The sequence below is a fragment of the Myxococcus sp. AB036A genome (assembly GCF_006547355.1).
Taxonomy (GTDB): Bacteria; Myxococcota; Myxococcia; order Myxococcales; family Myxococcaceae; genus Myxococcus; species Myxococcus virescens.
The window spans coordinates 15,833-34,699 of sequence record NZ_VHLC01000012.1 but is presented as its reverse complement, the minus strand read 5'-3'; the positions used below and the strand labels follow the sequence as shown (position 1 = coordinate 34,699).

Sequence of the window (18,867 nt, the reverse complement as noted above, 5' to 3'; positions counted from 1 at the left end):
GCCGTCACGGCATCCGCGCGACGGCCTCCATGCCGAAGCTCACCCGGGCCTTCCAGGGGACGGGCGGCAGCGTGGCCAGGGACAACAGCCCCTCCAGCCGCTGCTGCATGTCCGGCCGGAGCCGGCCGAAGGTGGCGCCGAAGCCCGGCGCCACCGTCCCCGAGTTCTTCCGGGGCACCGTGGAGGTCCACACCACCTCGCCGTGCAGCATCATGGGCCCCTCCCGGAAGTCCATCTCCAGCAGGAAGGGCGTGCCCACCTTCACCTGGCGCGGCAGGGAAGGGGCCTGCACCTCCAGGCCCACGCCGCCCCGGGAGATGTCCCGGACGACGAAGCCCGGGGACAGGGGGGCCGCCTCGACGGCGCGCAGGTACAGGGGCAGCCGTGGGAAGCGGCGCAGGCCGGAGTGTTCGTCCGCGGAGTAGATGCGCTGGAGGATGGCGTCCAACGCGCTGCGGTCTTCTCCGACCCCGTAGCGGACGGTGAGGAGGAAGCGCTGGGACTCCTCGTGTGGGACGACCTGGACCACTTCCCCCAGCACTTCCACGGGCCGAGGCACACCGCCCGCATGGAGTTCGAAGGTGAAGCGGGTCCCCAGCGGCAGGCTGCGGCGCGTCTCCAGGGTGACGCCCCCCAGTCCGACACTGCGCGTGTACTCCCCCACCAGGGACTGCGGCGTCTTGTAGGCCACCTTCAGCCGAACGTTCGTGTTCACGCGACTGACACTTTGCGCCTGGGTCAGGGGGGAACTCAAGTTTACCCCAGCGCAATAGGTAGGGCGTCGTACGGCGCCAACCACTGGACCTTCCAGGTGTGACGACCTTTCCGGACGTCCGGCGCGGACAAACCGCTGTTTCAACCTGTTGCGGTTTCTTGACCCCCCCAGGTGGGGCGCGTATGTATGCCGCCCGGAAGTGGCAAGGAGTGGGAAGGAGTGGAGGTTCATCCCTCAGCGGGCTGAAAAGGTGGATCGTCCCGAGTGTTCCGAGGCGTCTATGAGCACCAGATCGACGCGAAGGGGCGGACGAGCCTCCCGGCGAAGCTCCGGGACACGCTGGTGGGCGCCTACGACGAGAGGCTCATCCTCACGACGGCGCTCGACCGATGCCTCCACGCCTACCCGGTGCGGGAGTGGGAAGCGCTGGAGCTGTCGTTGGCCAAGCGCAACCCGATGGAGCCTGGGGTGAAGACGCTGATGCGCTTGTACGTGGCCAGCGCGCAGGAGTGCCCGCTGGACAAGCTGGGGCGCCTGCTCATCCCTCCGACGCTCCGCTCCTATGCGGGGCTGGAGAAGGACGTGGTGTGGGCGGGGATGGTGAAGGTCATCGAGTTGTGGAGCCGCGAGGGGTGGGCGAAGGCGCAGGAAGAAGCGCGCCAGGAAGCGACCTCCGCGGACGTGATGAAGGTGCTCGCCGAGCTGCGGCAAGCGTGACGGGAAAGTCGACAGGACCCCGAAGTACCGGGAGGGTGGCAAGCGTATGAACCAGGTTCTGGAGGTTCGGCCAGGGTTGGCGGGCGCGGCGATTGCCGCCGGCCGTGTCGAGACGCTCATGCTGGAGGGCGAGCTGAGCGAGCAGGACCTGCTCGAGCTGTGCGACGACCTGGGCCGCAAGCTGCAACGCGGCACGCGTCAGGTGGTGCTGGACTTCGGGGACGTGGGGCACCTGAACTACCGCGGCGTCAAGCCGCTGATGGCGCGCACGGATGCCTTCCGCCGCGCCGGCGGGGACGTGAAGCTGTCCGGACTGTCGCCGTACTTGGCCGCCATCTTCCGCGCGGCCGGCGCGCACGACTGTTTCGAAATCTACCCGCACATGAACGATGCCCGAGCCGCCTTCGCGCTGGCGCGGGCACCCTTCGTCTGACGGCCCGTGACGGCTTCGGACTTCCAGCACCAGACCGTCCTCCTGCGGGAAGCAGTGGCGCTGCTCCAGCCGGCGGATGGGCGGGTCATCATTGACGGGACGCTGGGTGGCGGTGGCCACTCGGAGGCGCTGCTGGCCTCGGGCGCCACGGTGGTCGGCGTGGACCGGGATCCGGTGGCGCTCGCCGCGGCCACCGCGCGCCTGGGCGCGAACCCGCGCTTCCAGGGCCGCGCCGGCAATTTCGCCGAGCTGCCCCGCGTCGCCGCGGACCTGCTGCCCGTGGATGGCGTGCTGGTGGACCTGGGCGTGTCGTCTCCGCAGTTGGACGTGGCCGAGCGCGGCTTCTCCTTCTCCAAGGACGGCCCGCTGGACATGCGCATGGGGCCGGACGGCCTGACGGCGGCGGAGCTGATCGCCACCACGGATGAGCGCGAGCTGGTCCGCATCCTCAAGGACTACGGTGAAGAGCCCTTCGCGCGGCCCATTGCCCGCGAGCTGAAGAAGGCCCTGCCCACGCGCACGCTGGAGGCCGCGGAGGTCGTGAAGCGGGCGGTGCCGCGCAAGGCGTGGCCCAACCGCATCCACGTGGCCACCCGGACCTTCCAGGCGCTGCGCATGGCCGTCAACGGCGAGTTGGAGGCGCTGGACGCGCTGCTGGCCGCCATCCCCGGGCTCCTCAAGGTGGGGGGCCGCGCCGCCGTCATCGCCTTCCACTCCCTGGAGGACCGGAAGGTGAAGGAGGCGTTCCGCGCGCTCGCGGGGCGCTGCACCTGTCCGCCGGGCCTGCCCGTGTGCGTATGCAGCGGGGTGGGGGATTTTGCCCTGGTGACGAAGAAGGCCGTGGCCGCCTCCGAGGCGGAGGTCGAGGCCAATCCCCGTTCACGCAGCGCGCATCTGCGCGTGGTGGAGAAACTCCGATGAGCAAGGTGCACTCCCGGGTGTCGGCGTTGCGTTCTTCCGTGACGGTGGGCGGCGTGCTGCTGCACCTGTTGCCGGCCGTGTGCCTCTTCGCCCTCTTCGCGGCGGTGGGCATCCTGCACGTCTCCAGCCGGGTGCTGGTGGTGGACATGGGCTACCGCCTGTCGCGCGAAGAGGCGGAGAGCCGCATCCTCACGCGCGAGAATGACCGGCTGAAGCTGGAGCTGGCCACGCTCAAGGCGCCGGGCCGGCTGGAGCGCGTGGCGCGCGAGCAGTTGAACATGGCCATGCCGCGCGGCGGCGCCGTGGTGTCGCTGTCGGCGGACAAGCCGGCGCGTGGCAGCGGCGCGCGCGCGGAGTCCCCGGACGCCACGCAGCCCACCGTCCGCGTGGCGGGCCGCGCCGGAGCGGGTCGGTGAGGGATTTCAAGGCGGCGCGGGCTCCCGAGCCCAACGCGAAGTGGCTGAAGCTGCGGGTACGGCTGCTGTTCGGGCTGTTCCTGATGCTGCTCGGCGTCGCCTTTGGTCGTGCGGTGCAGCTCCAGGTCTTCGAGCAGGAGAAGCTGCGCGGCATGGCGCAGGACCAGTACGTCCGGCACATCGAGATTCCAGCCCGCCGTGGCGACATCTTCGACCGGCGCGGCACGCCGCTGGCCCAGAGCGTGGAGGTGGACTCCATCTGGGTGGACCCCTCCATGCTGCCCGACGTGAAGGCCGCGTCCCGGGCGCTGGCCAAGGCGCTGAAGATGGACTCGGACGAGCTGGGCGCGCGCCTGGCCCGGGCCAGGCGCTTCGCCTGGGTGAAGCGCCAGGCCAAGCCCGCCGAGGTCGCCGCGGTGAAGGCGCTGGCGCTGCCGGGCGTGGGCTTCTCCAAGGAGCCCAAGCGCTTCTACCCCCAGCGCGAGCTGGGCGCCCACGTGGTGGGCACGGTGGGCATGGACGGCCGCGGCCTGGAGGGCCTGGAGCTGGCCTTCCAGGACGAGCTGTCCGGACAGAACTCCTCCACCTCCGGCTTCCGTGACGCCAAGGGCCGCAAGCTGCTGGTGCAGGGCGCGTTGGATCCGCTCCAGCGGCAGGGCGCCGCCGTCACCCTCACGTTGGACCGCCACCTCCAGTACGTCGCGGAGAAGGCGCTCAGCCGTGCGGTGGAGGACGCCAAGGCCGTGGCCGGCATGGCGGTGGTGTTGGATCCGCGCACGGGCGAGCTGCTCGCCGTCGCCAACCACCCGCGCTTCAACCCCAACACGCCGGAGTCCAGCTCGCGCTCGGGCATGCGCAACCGCGCCGCCCTGGACACCTTCGAGCCGGGCTCCACGCTGAAGGCCTTCGTGGTGGCCGCGGCGATGGAAGAGAAGGCCATCACCGCCGACAGCCTCTTCTTCTGTGAGAATGGCGCCTGGCGGGTCGGCCGCCACACCATCAACGACACCCATTCCTACGGCTGGCTCACCCCGCAGGGCATCCTTCAGAAGTCCTCCAACATCTGCATGGCGAAGATTGCCCAGGCCATGGGACGGGAGAATTTCGTGAAGGGCTACCGGGCCTTCGGCTTCGCCGAGCGCACCGGCCTGTCCCTGCCGGGCGAGGGGCGCGGCGTCCTGCCGTTCCCGAAGGCGGAAGTCTCCCTGGCCACCCAGTCCTTTGGACAGGGGATGACGGCCACGGCGGTGCAGATTGCGGCCGCATATGGTGCGCTGGCCAACGATGGGGTGCTGATGCGGCCCTATCTGGTGTCGAAGGTGGTGGACCCGGACGGTGTCGTTCTGCTGGAAAACCGTCCCACGGAACTGCGCAGGGCGGTCTCCGCGAAGGTTGCCCGGCAGGTCGTGGGCATGCTCGAAAGCGTGGTGGCCAAGGGAGGAACGGCCCTCAAGGCCGCCATGGAGGACTACCGGGTGGCCGGAAAGACGGGCACCGCACAGAAGGCAGACCCGGTGGCGCGGGGGTATTCGGACAAGCGGATCGCCTCCTTTGTCGGGGTGGTACCGGCCGAGTCTCCGCGAGCAGTGATTCTTGTCGTAGTGGACGAACCCAAGACGGACGTATACGGGGGGACCGTGGCTGCCCCTGCTTTCAAGGAGATTGCGACCGCCGCCATGGCTCACCTGGCCGTGCCCCCGTCCCGGACGGTGGCACCCGAGGTGGCCGTGGCCGCCGAGTCCCCCGCGCCTGCCGCGGCGAAGCCGGGGGCGAATGCCTCCGGTGCCGCCCGGACGGCACTGGCGGACGCGGTGACGGAGACCCCTGAACCCGGCACGGTACGTGTGCCGGACCTTCAGGGAGAAGTAGGACGTGAGGCCGTGGTGAAGCTGCTCGCCGCGGCGCTGGAGCCACAGGTATTGGGCAGTGGACGCGTGGTATCTCAAACCCCCGCCGCCGGTTCACTGGTGGAGAAGGGGGCCCGGGTGACGCTGGAGCTCGCCGCGCGGCAATAAGGCCGCGTCCGCTCCAGGCCCCGCTCTTGCAATGCGTGTGAAGGGGAAGAGATGAAGCTGACGGATGTCCTCGCAGGATGTGGTGCCGAGCAGACCTCGGGCGGCCGTTCCGCGGTTGACGTCACCGGTGTGACGCAGGACTCGCGGCGCGTGAAGCCGGGAGACCTGTTCGTCGCCATTCCTGGCACGAAGGAGGATGGGGCCCAGTTCATCGGTGAGGCCGTGTCCCGTGGCGCCGTGGCGGTGGTGTCGGAGAAGCCGGTGCCGTCCTCTCAGGTGCCCTTCTTCAAGGTGAGCAGCGCTCGAAAGGCGCTGGCGCTCATCGCGGCCAACTTCTACGGCCGCCCGGCGGACCAGCTGACGTTGCTGGGCATCACCGGTACGAACGGGAAGACGACCACCAGCTACCTGCTGGAGGCCATGAGCACCGCGGCGTACGCGTCCACCGGTGTCATCGGGACGCTGGGCTACAAGTTCGCTGGCCGCACGGTGGAGTGCGCCAACACCACGCCGGATCCGCTGGAGCTGCACCGCATCCTCCGGGAGATGGTGGAGGCGGGCGTGGAGACGGTCATCATGGAGGTGTCCAGCCATGCGCTCGCGCAGGAGCGCGTGCACGGGCTGACCTTCAAGGCCGCGGGCTTCTCCAACCTGAGCCGCGACCACCTCGACTACCACAAGGACATGGAGGACTACTTCCAGTCCAAGCGGAAGCTCTTCGCGGAGAACCTGTCCGCCACGGGCGTGGCGGTGGTGAACGGCGACGACACCTACGCCAGCCGCATCTACAACGAGCAGCGCGGCCAGAAGCGCATGGCGTGGAAGTTCAGCCGTCAGGGCTCCGGGGAGATTTCCGCGGCCGACGTGAGCTTCTCGCTCCAGGGCATCAAGGGCGTGCTGAAGACGCCCGCCGGTGACATCCCACTCAAGAGCAAGCTCCTGGGGCCCCACAACCTGGAGAACATCCTCCTGGCGGTGGGCATTGGCCTGGGCGCGGGCTTCGCGCGGCGCGACGTGCAGGAAGGCATCGAGCGGATGATGCCGGTGGCCGGCCGCATGGAGCGCGTGGAGAACTACGGTCCGTCTGGCGCCCCCGCGGTGCTGGTGGACTACGCGCACACGGATGACGCGCTCAAGCGCTCCATCGAGGCGGCGCGCTCGCTGGCCAAGGGCCGCGTCATCGCGGTGTTCGGCTGCGGCGGGGACCGCGACAAGGGCAAGCGTCCGCTGATGGGCGCGGTGGCGGGTGAGGGCGCCGACCTGGCCGTCATCACCAGCGACAACCCCCGCACCGAGGACCCGGAGGAGATCATCTCCCAGGTGACCGCGGGCATCGAGAAGAGCGGCCTGCGCCGCATCTCCGCCGGCAAGGCGAAGAGCGGTGAGAAGGGCTACCTGGTCGACGCGGACCGCCGCGCGGCCATCGAGCAGGCCATCAGCCTGGCGTCCGCGGACGACGTCGTCCTCATCGCGGGCAAGGGCCACGAGACGTACCAGCAGGTCGGCGAGGAGAAGCTCGTGTTCGACGACCGGCAGGTGGCCGCGAAGGCGCTGGCCAACCGCATCGCTGGCTGAGCCCGAGCCTCCCAAGCCCCGTCGACCCGCCCATCTCTCACACCATGGCAGCTTCCTTCAGCGACGAAGAGGTGGTGCAGGCGACCGGGGCGACCCGGCGTGGCGGCCCGGCCCCGGCCGCCTACGCTACCGTCTGTACCGACACGCGGGCACTCACCCCCGGGTGCCTCTTCGTGGCCCTGGTGGGTGAGCGCTTCGACGCCCACGCTTTCGTGGACGCCGCGGCGAAGGGCGGGGCGGCTGGCGCGGTGGTGGCACGCGGGCGCCCGTTGCCCGCGCTGCCCGACGGGCTGACGCTCTATGAAGTGGATGACACCCTGCGGGCCCTGGGCGCGCTGGGACGGCACCACCGTCAGCGCTTCCGGATTCCGGTGTGCGCGGTGGGTGGCTCCAACGGGAAGACGACCACCAAGGAGATGGTGGGCGCCATCCTGGCCACGCGCGGGCCGGCGCTGAAGACCGAGGGCAACCTCAACAACGAGATTGGCGTCCCGCTGACGCTCTTCCGGCTGGAGCCGCGCCACGTCGCGGCGGTCATCGAAGTGGGGATGAACCAGCCGGGGGAAATCGAGCGGCTGGCGCGCGTCGTCCAGCCGGACGCGGGCGTCATCACGGTGGTCCAGCCCGAGCACCTGGAAGGGCTGGGCAGCATCGAGGGCGTGGCGGCGGCGGAGGGCGAGCTGTTCCAGGAGATGGGCCACGGCACCACCATCGTGGTGAACGTGGACGACGCGCTCATCCCCGCGCAGGCGGAGCGCAGCGGAGCGCAGCGGCTGACGTTCGGCCGGGCGGAGCACGCGGACGTGCGGCTGGCGGACGTGAAGACGCTGGGCCGCGAGGGCATGGTGGCCACGGTGCGGCACCTGGGCCGCGAGTGGCCGGTGCGGCTGCACTTCGTGGGGCCACACAACGCGCAGAACGCGACGGCGGCCTTCGCGGTGGCGCTGGCGCTGGGCTACACGCCGGAGGAGTGCGTGCGCGGCCTGGAGTCGGCGCGGCCGTACTCGCGGCGCCTCAACGTGGTGGACGGGCAGCACGGCGTGACGGTCATCGACGACTGCTACAACGCCAACCCGGCCTCCATGGACGCCGCGCTGGAGACGCTGGGCACGCTGGTGCCCGCGAGTGGCCGGGCCGTGGTGGTGCTGGGGGACATGCTGGAGCTGGGGCCGGGCGAGCTCGAGGAGCACGCGCGCCTGGGCGGCCAGATTCCCTCGCACGCGGCGCTGGCGGCATTTTTCGGTCCCCGCTCCTTGAAGGGGTGGGAGGCCGCTTCCATGGGTGAATCCGCCGCCCACTTCACCGACGTGGAGCCGCTGATGGCGTGGTTGGCGCCGCGGCTTCGCGAGGGTGACGTGGTGCTGGTGAAGGGCAGCCGCGGCATGCGGCTGGAGCGGGTGGTGGCCGCCCTGACGGGCACGGCCGCCCCCGGAGGAAACCACTAGTGCTGTACCTCCTCTACGAGGTCATCCAGAACTCCGAGGCGGGGCGCGTACTCAACTTCCTGCGCTACCCCACCTTCCGCATCATCGCAGCGGGCGTCTTCGCGCTCCTCCTGGGCATGCTCATCGGGCCCAAGCTCATCGCCCGGCTGCGGCTGAAGCAGCACGGGCAGAGCAACGTGCGCGAGGACACGCCGGATTCGCACCAGAAGAAGAAGGGCACGCCCACCATGGGCGGCGCGCTCATCCTGCTGTGCATCGCGGCGGGCACGCTGCTGTTCGCGGACCTGAAGAGCCGCGCCGTCTGGGTGATGCTGCTGCTGACGCTGGGCTACGGCTTCATCGGCTTCCTGGATGACTGGCTCAAGCTGTCCAAGCGCAACTCCAAGGGCCTGGCCGGGCGCAAGAAGATGGCGCTGCAGACCTTCTTCTTCCTCGTCGCCGTGTTCGGCTTGCTGACGACGTGGACGCTGCCGGACGGCTCCTTCGGCCCCACGCTGCTCATCAACACCAAGCTGACGCTGCCCTTCATCCCCACGCGCTGGTTCAACCCGGACCTGGGCTGGTTCTACGTCTTCTTCGCGTGGATTGTCGTCGTGGGCACGTCCAACGCGGTGAACCTCACGGACGGCCTGGACGGTCTGGCCATCGTCCCCACCATCGTGTCCGCCATCACCTTCGCGGTGCTCTGCTACGTGGCGGGCACCACGCTGAGCATCGCGGACTCGGAGGTGGTGGGCGGCGTGTCGAAGCTGGTGGCCACGCCGCTGTACCAGTACCTGGGCGTCCTCCAGGTGCCGGGCGGCGCGGAGCTGGCGGTGTTCTGCGCGGCCATCGTCGGCGCGGGCATCTCGTTCCTGTGGTTCAACACCTACCCGGCGTCCGTCTTCATGGGCGACATCGGCTCGCTGGCCCTGGGCGGCGCGCTGGGCGGGCTGGCGATGCTGTCCAAGAACGAGGTGGTGTCCGCCATCATCCACGGCATCTTCTTCGCCGAAATCCTGAGCGTGATGATTCAGGTCACGTCCTTCAAGATGACGGGCAAGCGCGTCTTCAAGATGGCGCCGGTGCACCATCACTTCGAGCTCAAAGGGATGGCCGAGCCGAAGATCATCGTCCGTTTCTGGATCGTCTCCATCCTCTGTGGTGGCGTGGCGCTCCTGTCCCTGAAGCTCCGCTGAAGCCGGAGGTGGCACGGCCATGACGTTGGCGCTGTCCGGTCAGAAGGTGCTGGTGTTCGGGCTCGCGAAGAGCGGCGTGGCCGCGTTGCGCCTGCTGCGTCAGCAGGGCGCGGACGTCACGGCGCTGGACGCACGTGGCGAGGACGCGCTGGGCGCGGTGGCCCACGAGGTGAAGGCGCTGGGCGCCACGCTGGTGTCCGGGCCCACGCCGCCGGGGCTGCTCGCGTCGCAGGACCTGGTGGTGGTGAGCCCGGGCGTGCCGCTGGCGCTACCGGAAATCCAGGCCGCGCGCGCGGCGGGCGTGGCGGTGTGGGGCGAGGTCGAGCTGGCGGGCCGCCTGCTGTCCGGCGTACCGCTGTTCGGCATCACCGGCACCAACGGCAAGAGCACCACCACGGCGCTCACCGGCACGCTCTTCGCCAGCGGCGGCAAGCGCACCTTCGTGGGTGGAAACCTGGGCCGGCCCTTCAGCGAGGCGGCCCTGTCCCCGGATGACTGGGATGCGCTGGTGGTGGAGCTGTCCAGCTACCAGTTGGAGGGCATCCGCACGCTGCGCCCCCGGGGCGCGGCCATCCTCAACCTGACGCCGGACCACATCGACCGCTACCCCAGCCACGCGGCGTACGGCGAGGCGAAGGCGCGCATCTTCCAGCAGCAGCAGGCCGGCGACTTCGCGGTGGTGAACGCGGACGACGCGGACGTGCTGGGCCTGGCGCGCGGCGCGAAGGCGCCGGTGTACGGCTTCAGCCTCACGGGCAAGCCGGTGGCGGACGCCCCGGCGCTGGCGGGCCTGGCGGTGGCGGAGCCGGGCGGCTTCCGGCTGGCCTTCCTGGGCGAGCACTACACGCTGACGAACCGCGCGCTGCGCGGCGCCCACAACGCGCAGAACGCGATGGCGGCGGCGCTTCTAGCGCGCCTGGGCGGCGTCACTTCCGGCGAGGTGCAGGCGGGGCTGGACGGCTACCCGGGCCTGCCGCACCGGCTGGAGAGCGTGCGCGTGCTGGATGGCGTCGAGTGGGTGAATGACTCGAAGGCCACCAACGTGGATTCGGTGCTGGTGGCGCTGCGCGCGTTTTCCAGCGGCGTGTGGCTGATTGCCGGCGGCAAGGGCAAGGGCGCGTCGTACGCGCCCATGGTGGAGGCAGGGCAGGGCAAGGTGAAGGGCGTGCTCACCATCGGCGACGACGCGGACACGCTGGCCCGGGCCTATGCCGGCGCGGCGGAGGTCCACGCGTGCGGCACCCTGGCCCATGCGGTGGCGCGGGCGCGGGAGTTGGCGGAGCGGGGTGACAAGGTGCTGCTGTCGCCCGCGTGCGCGTCCTTCGATCAGTTCAAGAACTTCGAGGACCGGGGCGATTCGTTCAAGCGCCTGGTGGAGGCGCTGTGACGGCATGAAGAACCCTTCTCCTCCGTCCTCCGCCCTCGTGCGCTTCGACCCGGTGCTGCTTTGCGCGGTGCTCGGGCTCGTGAGCTTCGGGCTGGTGATGGTGTACTCGGCCAGCGCGGTGCTCGCGCAGGACAAGCTGGGCGACAGCCTCTACTTCCTCAAGCGCCAGCTCGTCGCCGCGGGCCTGGGGCTGGTCGCCATGGCCGTGGCCATGAAGATTGGCTGGCGCCGGCTGGCGCGCTGGGCCTATCCGCTGCTGCTGGCGGCCATCGTCCTGTTGGTGCTGGTGAACATCCCCGGCATCGGCAGCACGGCGGGTGGCGCGCGGCGGTGGATTCGCCTGCCGGGCTTTGGCCTGCAGCCGGCGGAGGTGGCGAAGTTCGCCTGGGTCGTCTACCTGTCCTACTCGCTGGCGAAGAAGCGGGAGAAGGTGGCGAAGTTCTCCGTGGGCTTCGTTCCGCACCTCGCGCTGTGCGGCATCCTGGTGTTGCTTTGTATGATGCAGCCCGACTTCGGCAGCAGCGTGCTGCTGGTGTTCATGCTCTTCGTGCTGCTGTTCGCGGCCGGCGCGAAGCTGAGCTACCTGGTCGGCATGGTGCTGCTGGCGTTGCCCCTGGCCTACGTGGCCATTGCCTCCAGTCCGTACCGCATGAAGCGCATCCTGGCCTTCATGGACCCGTGGGCGCACCGGCATGACGTGGGCTACCAGGTGGCCGAGTCGCTGATGTCCATCGGTTCGGGCGGCGTGGTCGGCCTGGGCCTGGGGGACGGGCGGCAGAAGCTCTTCTTCCTGCCGGAAGCCCACACGGACTTCATCTTCTCCATCATCGCCGAGGAGACGGGCCTCATTGGCGTGGGCCTGCTGGTGGTGCTGTACGGCGTCGTGCTGTGGCGCGGCGTCCGGGCCAGCCTGGCGGCGGGGGAGACGTTCGGAACGTACCTGGGGCTGGGCATCAGCTCCATCATCGCGTTCCAGGCCGCGGTCAACATGTGCGTGGCCATGGGGTTGCTGCCGACGAAGGGGCTGACGCTGCCCTTCGTGTCGTACGGAGGTTCGTCGCTGGTGGTGTTGATGGGCGCGGCTGGAGTGCTGTTGTCGTTGAGCGCGAACACCCAGGGGGTCGCGAGGCCCAGCCGGGTGGGAACCGACATGCGGGAGGTGGCGGCATGATGAAGGTGCTCATCGCGGGTGGGGGCACGGGCGGACATCTCTTTCCGGGCATCGCCCTGGCGGAAGAGGTGGTGACACGGCATCACCGCAACGAGGTCGTCTTCGTGGGCACCGAGCGCGGCATCGAGTCGCGCGTGGTGCCGAAGGAAGGTTATCCGCTGGAGCTGGTGAAGGTGCAGGGCCTCAAGGGCAAGGGCTTCGTGTCCCTGCTCAAGGCGCTCTTCGCCCTGCCGCTGGCCTTCATCGAGTCCTTTCGCATCCTCGCCCGGCAGAAGCCGGACGTGGTGGTGGGCGTGGGTGGCTACGCCAGTGGGCCGGTGGTGCTGGCCGCGTGGCTGATGGGCATCCCCACCGCCATCCAGGAGCAGAACGCGCTGCCCGGCTTCACCAACAAGGTGCTGGGCCGCATCGTGCGCGTGGTGTTCATCGCCTTCGAGGAGGCGCGCGCCTTCTTCCCGGAGAAGAAGGTCCAGCTCATCGGCAACCCCATCCGCCGCAAGCTGATGGACAACTACCTGCGCAGCCACGTCGCGCACGAGCGCTTCTCCGTGCTCGTTTTCGGCGGCAGCCTGGGCGCGCGGGGCATCAACCAGCGGATGACGGAAGCGCTGGACTCGCTGGGCGACCTGAAGGACAGCCTGCACTTCGTCCACCAGACGGGGAAGAACGACCTGGAGTCGGTGCGCAAGGGCTACGCGGACAAGGGCTTCCAGGCGGAGGTGGTGGAGTTCATCGACGACATGTCCAGCGCCTATGCCCGCGCGGACCTGGTCGTCTGTCGCGCCGGCGCGACGACGCTCGCGGAGCTGACCGTCTGTAAGAAGGCCAGCATCCTGGTTCCCTTCCCCCACGCCACGGACGACCACCAGGCCGTCAACGCGCGGGCGTTGGTGGATGCTGGCGCGGCGCTGATGTTTCGCGAGTCGGAGCTCACCGGGGAGAAGCTGGCGCAGACGATTCGCGAGCTGAAGAGCCACCCCGAGCGCCTCAAGAGCATGGAGAAGAAGGCGGGCCTGTTGGGCCGTCCCGAGGCCGCCAAGGAACTGGCGGACGTGTGCGTGGACCTGATGGTCCAGACGTGGGGCCCCAACGGCCGCGAGCGCACCCCCATCGAAGCCGAGAAGAAGGCCCCCAGGAGCCATTCGTGACACGTAACAAGCCCCCCAGCCTCTTCAAGACGCGCCATGCGGCGCAGGTCCACTTCGTGGGGCTCGGTGGTATCGGCATGAGCGGCATCGCCGAGGTGCTGCTGAACCTGGGCTACCGGGTGTCCGGCTCCGACTTGCGCGAGAGCGACATCACCCGGCGCCTGGTCCGCATGGGCGCGACCTTCTTCGAAGGCCACCGCGCGCAGAACCTGATTCAGGCGGACGTGGTGGTGATTTCCTCCGCGGTGCGCAAGGACAACCCGGAGGTGGTCGCCGCCCGGCAGCGGAAGATTCCCGTCATCCCCCGCGCGGAGATGCTCGCGGAGTTGATGCGCCTGAAGTACGCGGTCGCCGTGGCCGGCAGCCACGGGAAGACGACGACGACGTCCATGGTGGCCACCGTGCTGAGCGCGGCGGGGCTGGACCCGACGGCGGTGGTGGGCGGCAAGGTGAACGTGCTCGACTCCAACGCCAAGCTGGGCAAGAGCGAGCTGATGGTGGTGGAGGCCGACGAGAGCGACGGCAGCTTCCTCCACCTGCATCCGTCCATTGCCATCGTCACCAACATCGATCCGGAGCACATGGACCACTACGGCGACCTGGACACGCTCCAGTCCGCCTTCGTGGAGTTCTGCAACCGGGTGCCGTTCTACGGCCTCAACGTGCTGTGCCTGGACAACCCCAACGTCCAGGCGCTGTTGCCGCGCATCGAGAAGCGCTTCGTCACCTACGGCAGCTCGCACATGGCGGACTACCGGCTGGAGAACATCCAACTGGATGGCTTCACCACGCGCTTCCACGCCTACCGCCGGGAGGAGTCGCTGGGCGAGTTCCGCGTGCGGATGGTGGGCGCGCACAACGCCTTCAACGCGCTGGCCGTCATCGCCGTGGCGGAGGAGATGGACATCCCGCTGGAGACGGTCCGCGAGTCGCTGGCCGAGTTCGGCGGCGTGCAGCGGCGCTTCACCGTGCGCGGCGAGGCCCAGGGCATCACCGTGGTGGACGACTACGGGCACCACCCCACGGAAGTGCTGGCCACGCTGGCCGGCGCACGGCGGGCCTTCGGACGCCGGGTGGTGGTGGCCTTCCAGCCGCACCGCTACACGCGCACGCATGACCTGATGAAGGAGTTCACCACCTCCTTCAATGATTCGGACGTGCTCTTCGTCACCAGCGTCTACGCGGCGGGCGAGGAGCGCATCCATGGCGCCACGGGCGACGCGCTGGCGGACGCCGTCCGCGCCCACGGCCACCGCGACGTCACGTTCGTGGAGAAGCGCACCGACCTGCCGGCGGCGCTGCTGCCGCGTCTGCGCGAGGGTGACCTGGTGCTGACGCTGGGCGCGGGTGACATCACCCACGTGGGGCCGGAGTTGCTCGAGCTGCTGCGCACCACCCCCCTGTCGAAGGACTAGCGCCATGGTGGAAGCGGGCGTGAAGACGGCGCTGGCGGCGCGCGTGGAGTCGCTGGGCGGCTGCGAGGTGAAGGCGGGCGAACCGCTGGCGCCTCTCACCAGCGTCCGGGCCGGCGGCGCCGCGGAAGCCCTGGTGCGCCCGCGCTCGCCAGAGGCGCTGGTGGCGCTGCTGAAGCTGGCGCGCGAAGAGGGTGTCCCCGTTTCGATTCTGGGCGGCGGCGCCAACACGCTGGTGGGGGACGGCGGGGTGCCCGGCCTGACGCTGAAGCTGCCAGGAGACCTCTTTCCGGAGGTGGCCGACGTGGGCCCCGAGGAAGGGCGGCTCACCCTGGGCGCGGGGGCGGCCATCGTCCGCCTCATCAACGTCATGCGGGCCCACGCGTTGGTGGGCGCGGAGTTCCTGGCCGGCATCCCCGGCACGCTGGGCGGCGCGGTGTCGATGAACGCCGGCACCAAGAACGGCGAGGCCTTCCGCGTCATCGAGGCGGTGGAAGTGGCCACGGCGGACGGGGTGGGGTGGCTGACGAAGGCGCAGGTGCCGTATTCCTACCGTCACTCCGAATTGCCGCCGGGCGGCGTCGTCACCCGGGTGCGTTTCGCGCTGCGCAAGGGGGACGTGGTGGCCTCCAAGGCCGTCATGGACGCGGACCTGGGTTACCGGAAACGGACACAGCCGCTCAGTCAGCCCAACTTCGGCAGCGTCTTCACCAACCCGCCGGGCGACCATGCCGGACGGCTCATTGAACTGGCGGGCCTGAAAGGGTACTCGCTGGGGCGCGCGCAGGTGTCCACCCTGCACGCCAACTGGATTGTGAACCTGGGCGGTGCCACCGCCCGTGACGTGCTGGGACTCGTCACCCTCATGCGGCAGCGGGTGCTCGAGCAGTCCGGCGTTGACATGAAACCCGAAGTCAAGCGCCTGGGAGACTTCCTGTGACTCCGAACCGCGGTGCCTTCACGAAGGACGAGCTCAAGCAGAAGCGTGTCGGTGTGCTGTTGGGCGGAATGTCCGCGGAGCGCGACGTGTCCCTGCGCACCGGTGAGGCCGTCTCCGGGGCGCTGCGCGGGCTGGGCTACGACGTGGTGGAGATTGACGTGGGCCGGGATTTGCCCGCGCGTCTGGCGGCGGAGAAGGTGGACGTGGCGTGGCTGGCCGTCCACGGGCGTTATGGCGAGGACGGCTGTCTCCAGGGACTGCTGGAGTCGCTCTTCATTCCTTATACCGGCAGCGGCGTGCTGGCCTCCGCGCTGGGCATGGACAAGGTGTACGCCAAGCAGGTCTACGTGGCCCACGGCATCCCCACGCCCGCGTACCGTTCCTTTAGGGACGCCGCGTCGGCGCTGGCGGCGGTGGACAGCCTGCCCTTCCCGTTTCCAGTGGTGGTGAAGCCCAGCCGCGAAGGCAGCAGCGTGGGCGTGCACATCTGCAAGACGCGGGACGCCTACGAGGCCGCCGTGACGGACGCGGCGAAGTACGCGGGCACCCTGCTGGTGGAGCAGTTCGTCAAGGGACGCGAAGTGCAGGGTGGCGTGCTGGACGATGAGGCCCTGGGCGTCATCGAGGTCCGCGCCGCGCGCGAGTTCTACGACTATGACGCGAAGTACAAGGCGGGCACCGGCACGCAGTACCTCTTCCCCGCGCCCCTGCCTCCGGATCAGTATGCGCGGGTGAACGAGGTGTGCCTGGCCGCGCACCAGGCCCTGGGGTGTAGCGGGGGCTCGCGGTCGGACGTCATCGTCACTGACGGAGGCGATGTGTTCCTGCTGGAAACCAACACGCTGCCGGGCATGACGGCCTCGAGCCTCTTGCCCAAGATTGCCGCGGGGCGCGGTATCGACTTTCCCGCCCTGTGTGAGCGCCTGCTGCTGGGCGCGTGTCTCAAGGCCTGAGCGTCTGGTATGGGGCCGGCGCAACTTGGCGTCGGCCTCCTTCGAAAATTTCCGAAGCCCCTGTGTGGCGGCTTGCGCTACAGCGACGTGCCTGTAGCCAAAAACTGGCGTGGCTCCCGAACCGGGCACAGCATGCGTCAACCCTTTTCTCCCCATGGCCTTCGGTAAATCCAAGAACCGCCGCCGTCAGGACGCCGCCCAGCAGAAAGAGGCGGTCCGGGGCGCGGTGCGCTCGCACGGGCCGGGCGTGCTCAAGGTGCTGGGGCTGACCCTGGGCACCGGGTTGCTGGTGTGGGGTGGGGTGGCGCTGCGGGAGTGGGCGCTGACGTCGCCGCGCTTCGAACTGGAGGCGGTGTCCTTCTCCGGCCTCCAGCGCGCCTCCCGGGTGGAGCTGCTGCGGCTGGCGGCGCTGACGAAGGGGCAGAACCTGTGGACGCTGGACGTGGACGCGCTGGAGCGCGCCATGCACCAGCACCCCTGGCTGCGCACGGTGGAGGTGACGCGTCGCTTCCCCAACCGCGTGTCGGTGGAGGTGACGGAGCACGTGCCGGTGGCGATGGCGGTGCTGGGGGAGCTGTACGTCCTGGACGAGGAGGGCGAGCCCTTCAAGCGGGTGACGCCCGGGGACGGACTGGACCTGCCCCTGGTGACGGGCCTGGACCGGGAAGGTTATGTGGCGGACCCGGCGGCGGCGCGGGAGCGCCTCCGTTCGGCGCTGACGGTGGCCAGCGCGTACGCGCGGCTGTCACCCGAGAAGGCCGAACAGTTGTCGGAGGTCCGCCTGGAGGCGCAGAGCCTGGCGCTGGTGACGGCGTCCGGGCAGGAAGTGCGCCTGGGTGAAGGAGATTCAGAGGTCAAGCTGCAGCGTCTTGCCCGTGTCCGGCGCGAACTGGGTGCGAGGGGGCTTGCAGCGGAGATCATTCACCTGGATAACCGTGCCCGGCCCGGCTGGGTGGCGGTGAAGATTTCGAGCCCCGCGTCCGAGAGGAGCGGGGCTTCGATGCGGTAAGAGGACGCGCCCCTTTCACGAGAGTGGGGGGCCTGGGAGGGTTGTCATGGCGAAGCAGAAGTCGGGGGAGATCATCGTCGGCCTCGACATCGGCACGACGAAGATCTGCGCCATCGTCGGAGAGCTGACCGACAGCGGCATCGACATCATCGGTATCGGGACGCATCCGTCGAAGGGTCTGCGCAAGGGCGTGGTGGTGAACATCGAGGCGACCGTCTCTTCCATCCGCCGCGCGGTGGAAGAAGCGGAGCTCATGGCGGGGGCGGAGATTTCCCACGTCTACACGGGCATCGCCGGAGGCCACATCAAGGGCTTCAATTCCCAGGGCATCGTCGCCGTCAAGGACAAGGAGGTCCGCGAGGCGGACATCGCCCGGGTCATTGATGCGGCCAAGGCCGTGGCGATTCCGCTGGACCGGGAAGTCATCCATGTCCTCCCGCAGGAGTTCATCATCGACGACCAGGGCGGCATCAAGGAGCCCCTGGGCATGGCGGGCGTCCGGCTGGAGGCCAAGGTCCATATCGTCACCGGCGCGGTGTCCAGCGCGCAGAACATCGTCAAGTGCGCAAACCGCACCGGCCTGAATGTCTCCGACATCGTCCTTCAGCCGCTGGCCAGCGCGGAGGCGGTGCTGGGCGAGGACGAGAAGGAGCTGGGCGTGTGCCTCGTCGACATCGGCGGCGGCACCACGGACATCGCCATCTTCTCCGGCGGCTCCATTGTCCACACGGCGGTGATTGCGCTGGGCGGCAACAACCTCACCAGCGACATCGCCATTGGCCTGCGCACCCCCGCGCACGAGGCCGAGCGCATCAAGCAGAAGTACGGCTGCGCGCTGTCGTCGCTCATCAACAAGGACGACACCATTGAAGTGCCCAGCGTCGGGGGCCGTCATCCCCGCGTGCTCGGGCGGCAGATTCTCTGCGAAATACTGGAGCCGCGCGTGGAGGAGATCTTCCAGCTCGTGCACCGCGAAATCCAGAAGTGCGGCTACGAGGACCTGCTGGCCTCGGGCGTGGTGATTACGGGTGGCTCCACGCTGCTGGCCGGCATGCCGGAGCTGGCCGAGGAAGTGCTGGGCCTCCCCGTCCGCCGCGGCATGCCGCGCGGCATTGGCGGTCTGGTGGATGTGGTGAAGAGCCCCATGTACGCCACCGGCGTGGGCCTGGTCGTCTACGGCGCCCGCCACCTGGACCGGCGCATGTTCCGCATCCGCGAGGAGAACGTGTACAAGAAGGTGAAGGGCCGCATGCGCGAGTGGCTCGAGGAAATCTTCTGACGCGCCGGGCCGAGCGCCCACCGCGTTGCCAAAGGGCTCTCCGAAAGGGGGGCCCTTTTTTGTTGGCCGTGGGCCACACACCCTGCGTCCCGGTTGACGCGTCAGCGTCCTGGTTTGACGCGTCAGCCGACCTGGTGGGTTGCCCTCCGAAGT

Annotated in this window: 17 protein-coding genes; 16 read left to right on the top strand and 1 reads right to left on the bottom strand. The window is 69.3% G+C overall.

Features of this window, described 5'->3' with window-relative positions:
- Nucleotides 1-4 precede the first annotated feature (4 nt).
- Nucleotides 5-715 carry a PilZ domain-containing protein gene (locus FL344_RS07370; RefSeq protein ID WP_026113772.1) on the bottom strand — a complete coding sequence of 237 codons (711 nt, stop codon included), beginning with the start codon at nucleotides 713-715 and terminating at the stop codon, nucleotides 5-7.
- Between the two features lie 264 nt (nucleotides 716-979).
- On the opposite strand from FL344_RS07370, the gene mraZ reads away from it, so the two are divergent.
- The 16 genes from mraZ to ftsA all read left to right on the top strand — a co-directional run bounded on the left by mraZ (nucleotide 980) and on the right by ftsA (nucleotide 18,714).
- The gene (gene mraZ, locus FL344_RS07365) at nucleotides 980-1,432 is read left to right on the top strand and encodes a division/cell wall cluster transcriptional repressor MraZ (RefSeq protein ID WP_090490200.1); all 453 of its coding nucleotides are present in this window, start codon (nucleotides 980-982) and stop codon (nucleotides 1,430-1,432) included.
- Between the two features lie 46 nt (nucleotides 1,433-1,478).
- Nucleotides 1,479-1,865, top strand: coding sequence for an STAS domain-containing protein (locus tag FL344_RS07360; protein ID WP_011555567.1), 387 nt, complete (start codon nucleotides 1,479-1,481; stop codon nucleotides 1,863-1,865).
- A gap of 6 nt (nucleotides 1,866-1,871) precedes the next feature.
- Nucleotides 1,872-2,786 carry a 16S rRNA (cytosine(1402)-N(4))-methyltransferase RsmH gene (gene rsmH, locus FL344_RS07355; RefSeq protein ID WP_141618014.1) on the top strand — a complete coding sequence of 305 codons (915 nt, stop codon included), beginning with the start codon at nucleotides 1,872-1,874 and terminating at the stop codon, nucleotides 2,784-2,786.
- A complete protein-coding gene (locus tag FL344_RS07350; RefSeq protein ID WP_141590731.1) occupies nucleotides 2,783-3,202 on the top strand; it encodes a cell division protein FtsL in 420 nt (139 codons plus the stop codon). Before rsmH ends, FL344_RS07350 begins: the two co-directional genes overlap by 4 nt.
- The gene (locus FL344_RS07345; RefSeq protein WP_141590729.1) at nucleotides 3,199-5,217 is read left to right on the top strand and encodes a penicillin-binding protein; all 2,019 of its coding nucleotides are present in this window, start codon (nucleotides 3,199-3,201) and stop codon (nucleotides 5,215-5,217) included. Before FL344_RS07350 ends, FL344_RS07345 begins: the two co-directional genes overlap by 4 nt.
- A gap of 51 nt (nucleotides 5,218-5,268) precedes the next feature.
- On the top strand, nucleotides 5,269-6,792 hold the full coding sequence (locus tag FL344_RS07340; RefSeq protein WP_090490195.1) for a UDP-N-acetylmuramoyl-L-alanyl-D-glutamate--2,6-diaminopimelate ligase: 1,524 nt from the start codon (nucleotides 5,269-5,271) through the stop codon (nucleotides 6,790-6,792).
- A gap of 44 nt (nucleotides 6,793-6,836) precedes the next feature.
- Nucleotides 6,837-8,237 (top strand): UDP-N-acetylmuramoyl-tripeptide--D-alanyl-D-alanine ligase, encoded by a 1,401-nt coding sequence (gene murF, locus FL344_RS07335; RefSeq protein WP_011555562.1) that lies wholly within the window; start codon nucleotides 6,837-6,839, stop codon nucleotides 8,235-8,237.
- Nucleotides 8,237-9,415 (top strand): phospho-N-acetylmuramoyl-pentapeptide-transferase, encoded by a 1,179-nt coding sequence (mraY, locus tag FL344_RS07330; protein ID WP_141590725.1) that lies wholly within the window; start codon nucleotides 8,237-8,239, stop codon nucleotides 9,413-9,415. Before murF ends, mraY begins: the two co-directional genes overlap by 1 nt.
- 19 nt (nucleotides 9,416-9,434) lie before the next feature.
- Nucleotides 9,435-10,802, top strand: coding sequence for a UDP-N-acetylmuramoyl-L-alanine--D-glutamate ligase (gene murD, locus FL344_RS07325; protein ID WP_141618013.1), 1,368 nt, complete (start codon nucleotides 9,435-9,437; stop codon nucleotides 10,800-10,802).
- A 4-nt stretch (nucleotides 10,803-10,806) separates the two neighbouring features.
- Nucleotides 10,807-11,973: a putative lipid II flippase FtsW gene (gene ftsW, locus FL344_RS07320; RefSeq protein ID WP_141590721.1), complete on the top strand. Its 1,167-nt coding sequence runs from the start codon at nucleotides 10,807-10,809 to the stop codon at nucleotides 11,971-11,973.
- A complete protein-coding gene (gene murG / locus FL344_RS07315; protein WP_141618012.1) occupies nucleotides 11,970-13,121 on the top strand; it encodes an undecaprenyldiphospho-muramoylpentapeptide beta-N-acetylglucosaminyltransferase in 1,152 nt (383 codons plus the stop codon). The genes ftsW and murG overlap by 4 nt, the downstream gene beginning before the upstream one ends.
- A complete protein-coding gene (murC, locus tag FL344_RS07310) occupies nucleotides 13,118-14,536 on the top strand; it encodes a UDP-N-acetylmuramate--L-alanine ligase (RefSeq protein ID WP_141590717.1) in 1,419 nt (472 codons plus the stop codon). Before murG ends, murC begins: the two co-directional genes overlap by 4 nt.
- 4 nt (nucleotides 14,537-14,540) lie before the next feature.
- The gene (murB, locus tag FL344_RS07305) at nucleotides 14,541-15,473 is read left to right on the top strand and encodes a UDP-N-acetylmuramate dehydrogenase (RefSeq protein ID WP_141618011.1); all 933 of its coding nucleotides are present in this window, start codon (nucleotides 14,541-14,543) and stop codon (nucleotides 15,471-15,473) included.
- On the top strand, nucleotides 15,470-16,426 hold the full coding sequence (locus tag FL344_RS07300; RefSeq protein ID WP_141618010.1) for a D-alanine--D-alanine ligase: 957 nt from the start codon (nucleotides 15,470-15,472) through the stop codon (nucleotides 16,424-16,426). Before murB ends, FL344_RS07300 begins: the two co-directional genes overlap by 4 nt.
- 154 nt (nucleotides 16,427-16,580) lie before the next feature.
- Nucleotides 16,581-17,435: a cell division protein FtsQ/DivIB gene (locus FL344_RS07295; protein ID WP_186817786.1), complete on the top strand. Its 855-nt coding sequence runs from the start codon at nucleotides 16,581-16,583 to the stop codon at nucleotides 17,433-17,435.
- Between the two features lie 46 nt (nucleotides 17,436-17,481).
- Nucleotides 17,482-18,714, top strand: a complete 1,233-nt coding sequence (ftsA, locus tag FL344_RS07290) for a cell division protein FtsA (protein ID WP_011555553.1) — start codon at nucleotides 17,482-17,484, stop codon at nucleotides 18,712-18,714.
- Nucleotides 18,715-18,867 lie beyond the last annotated feature (153 nt).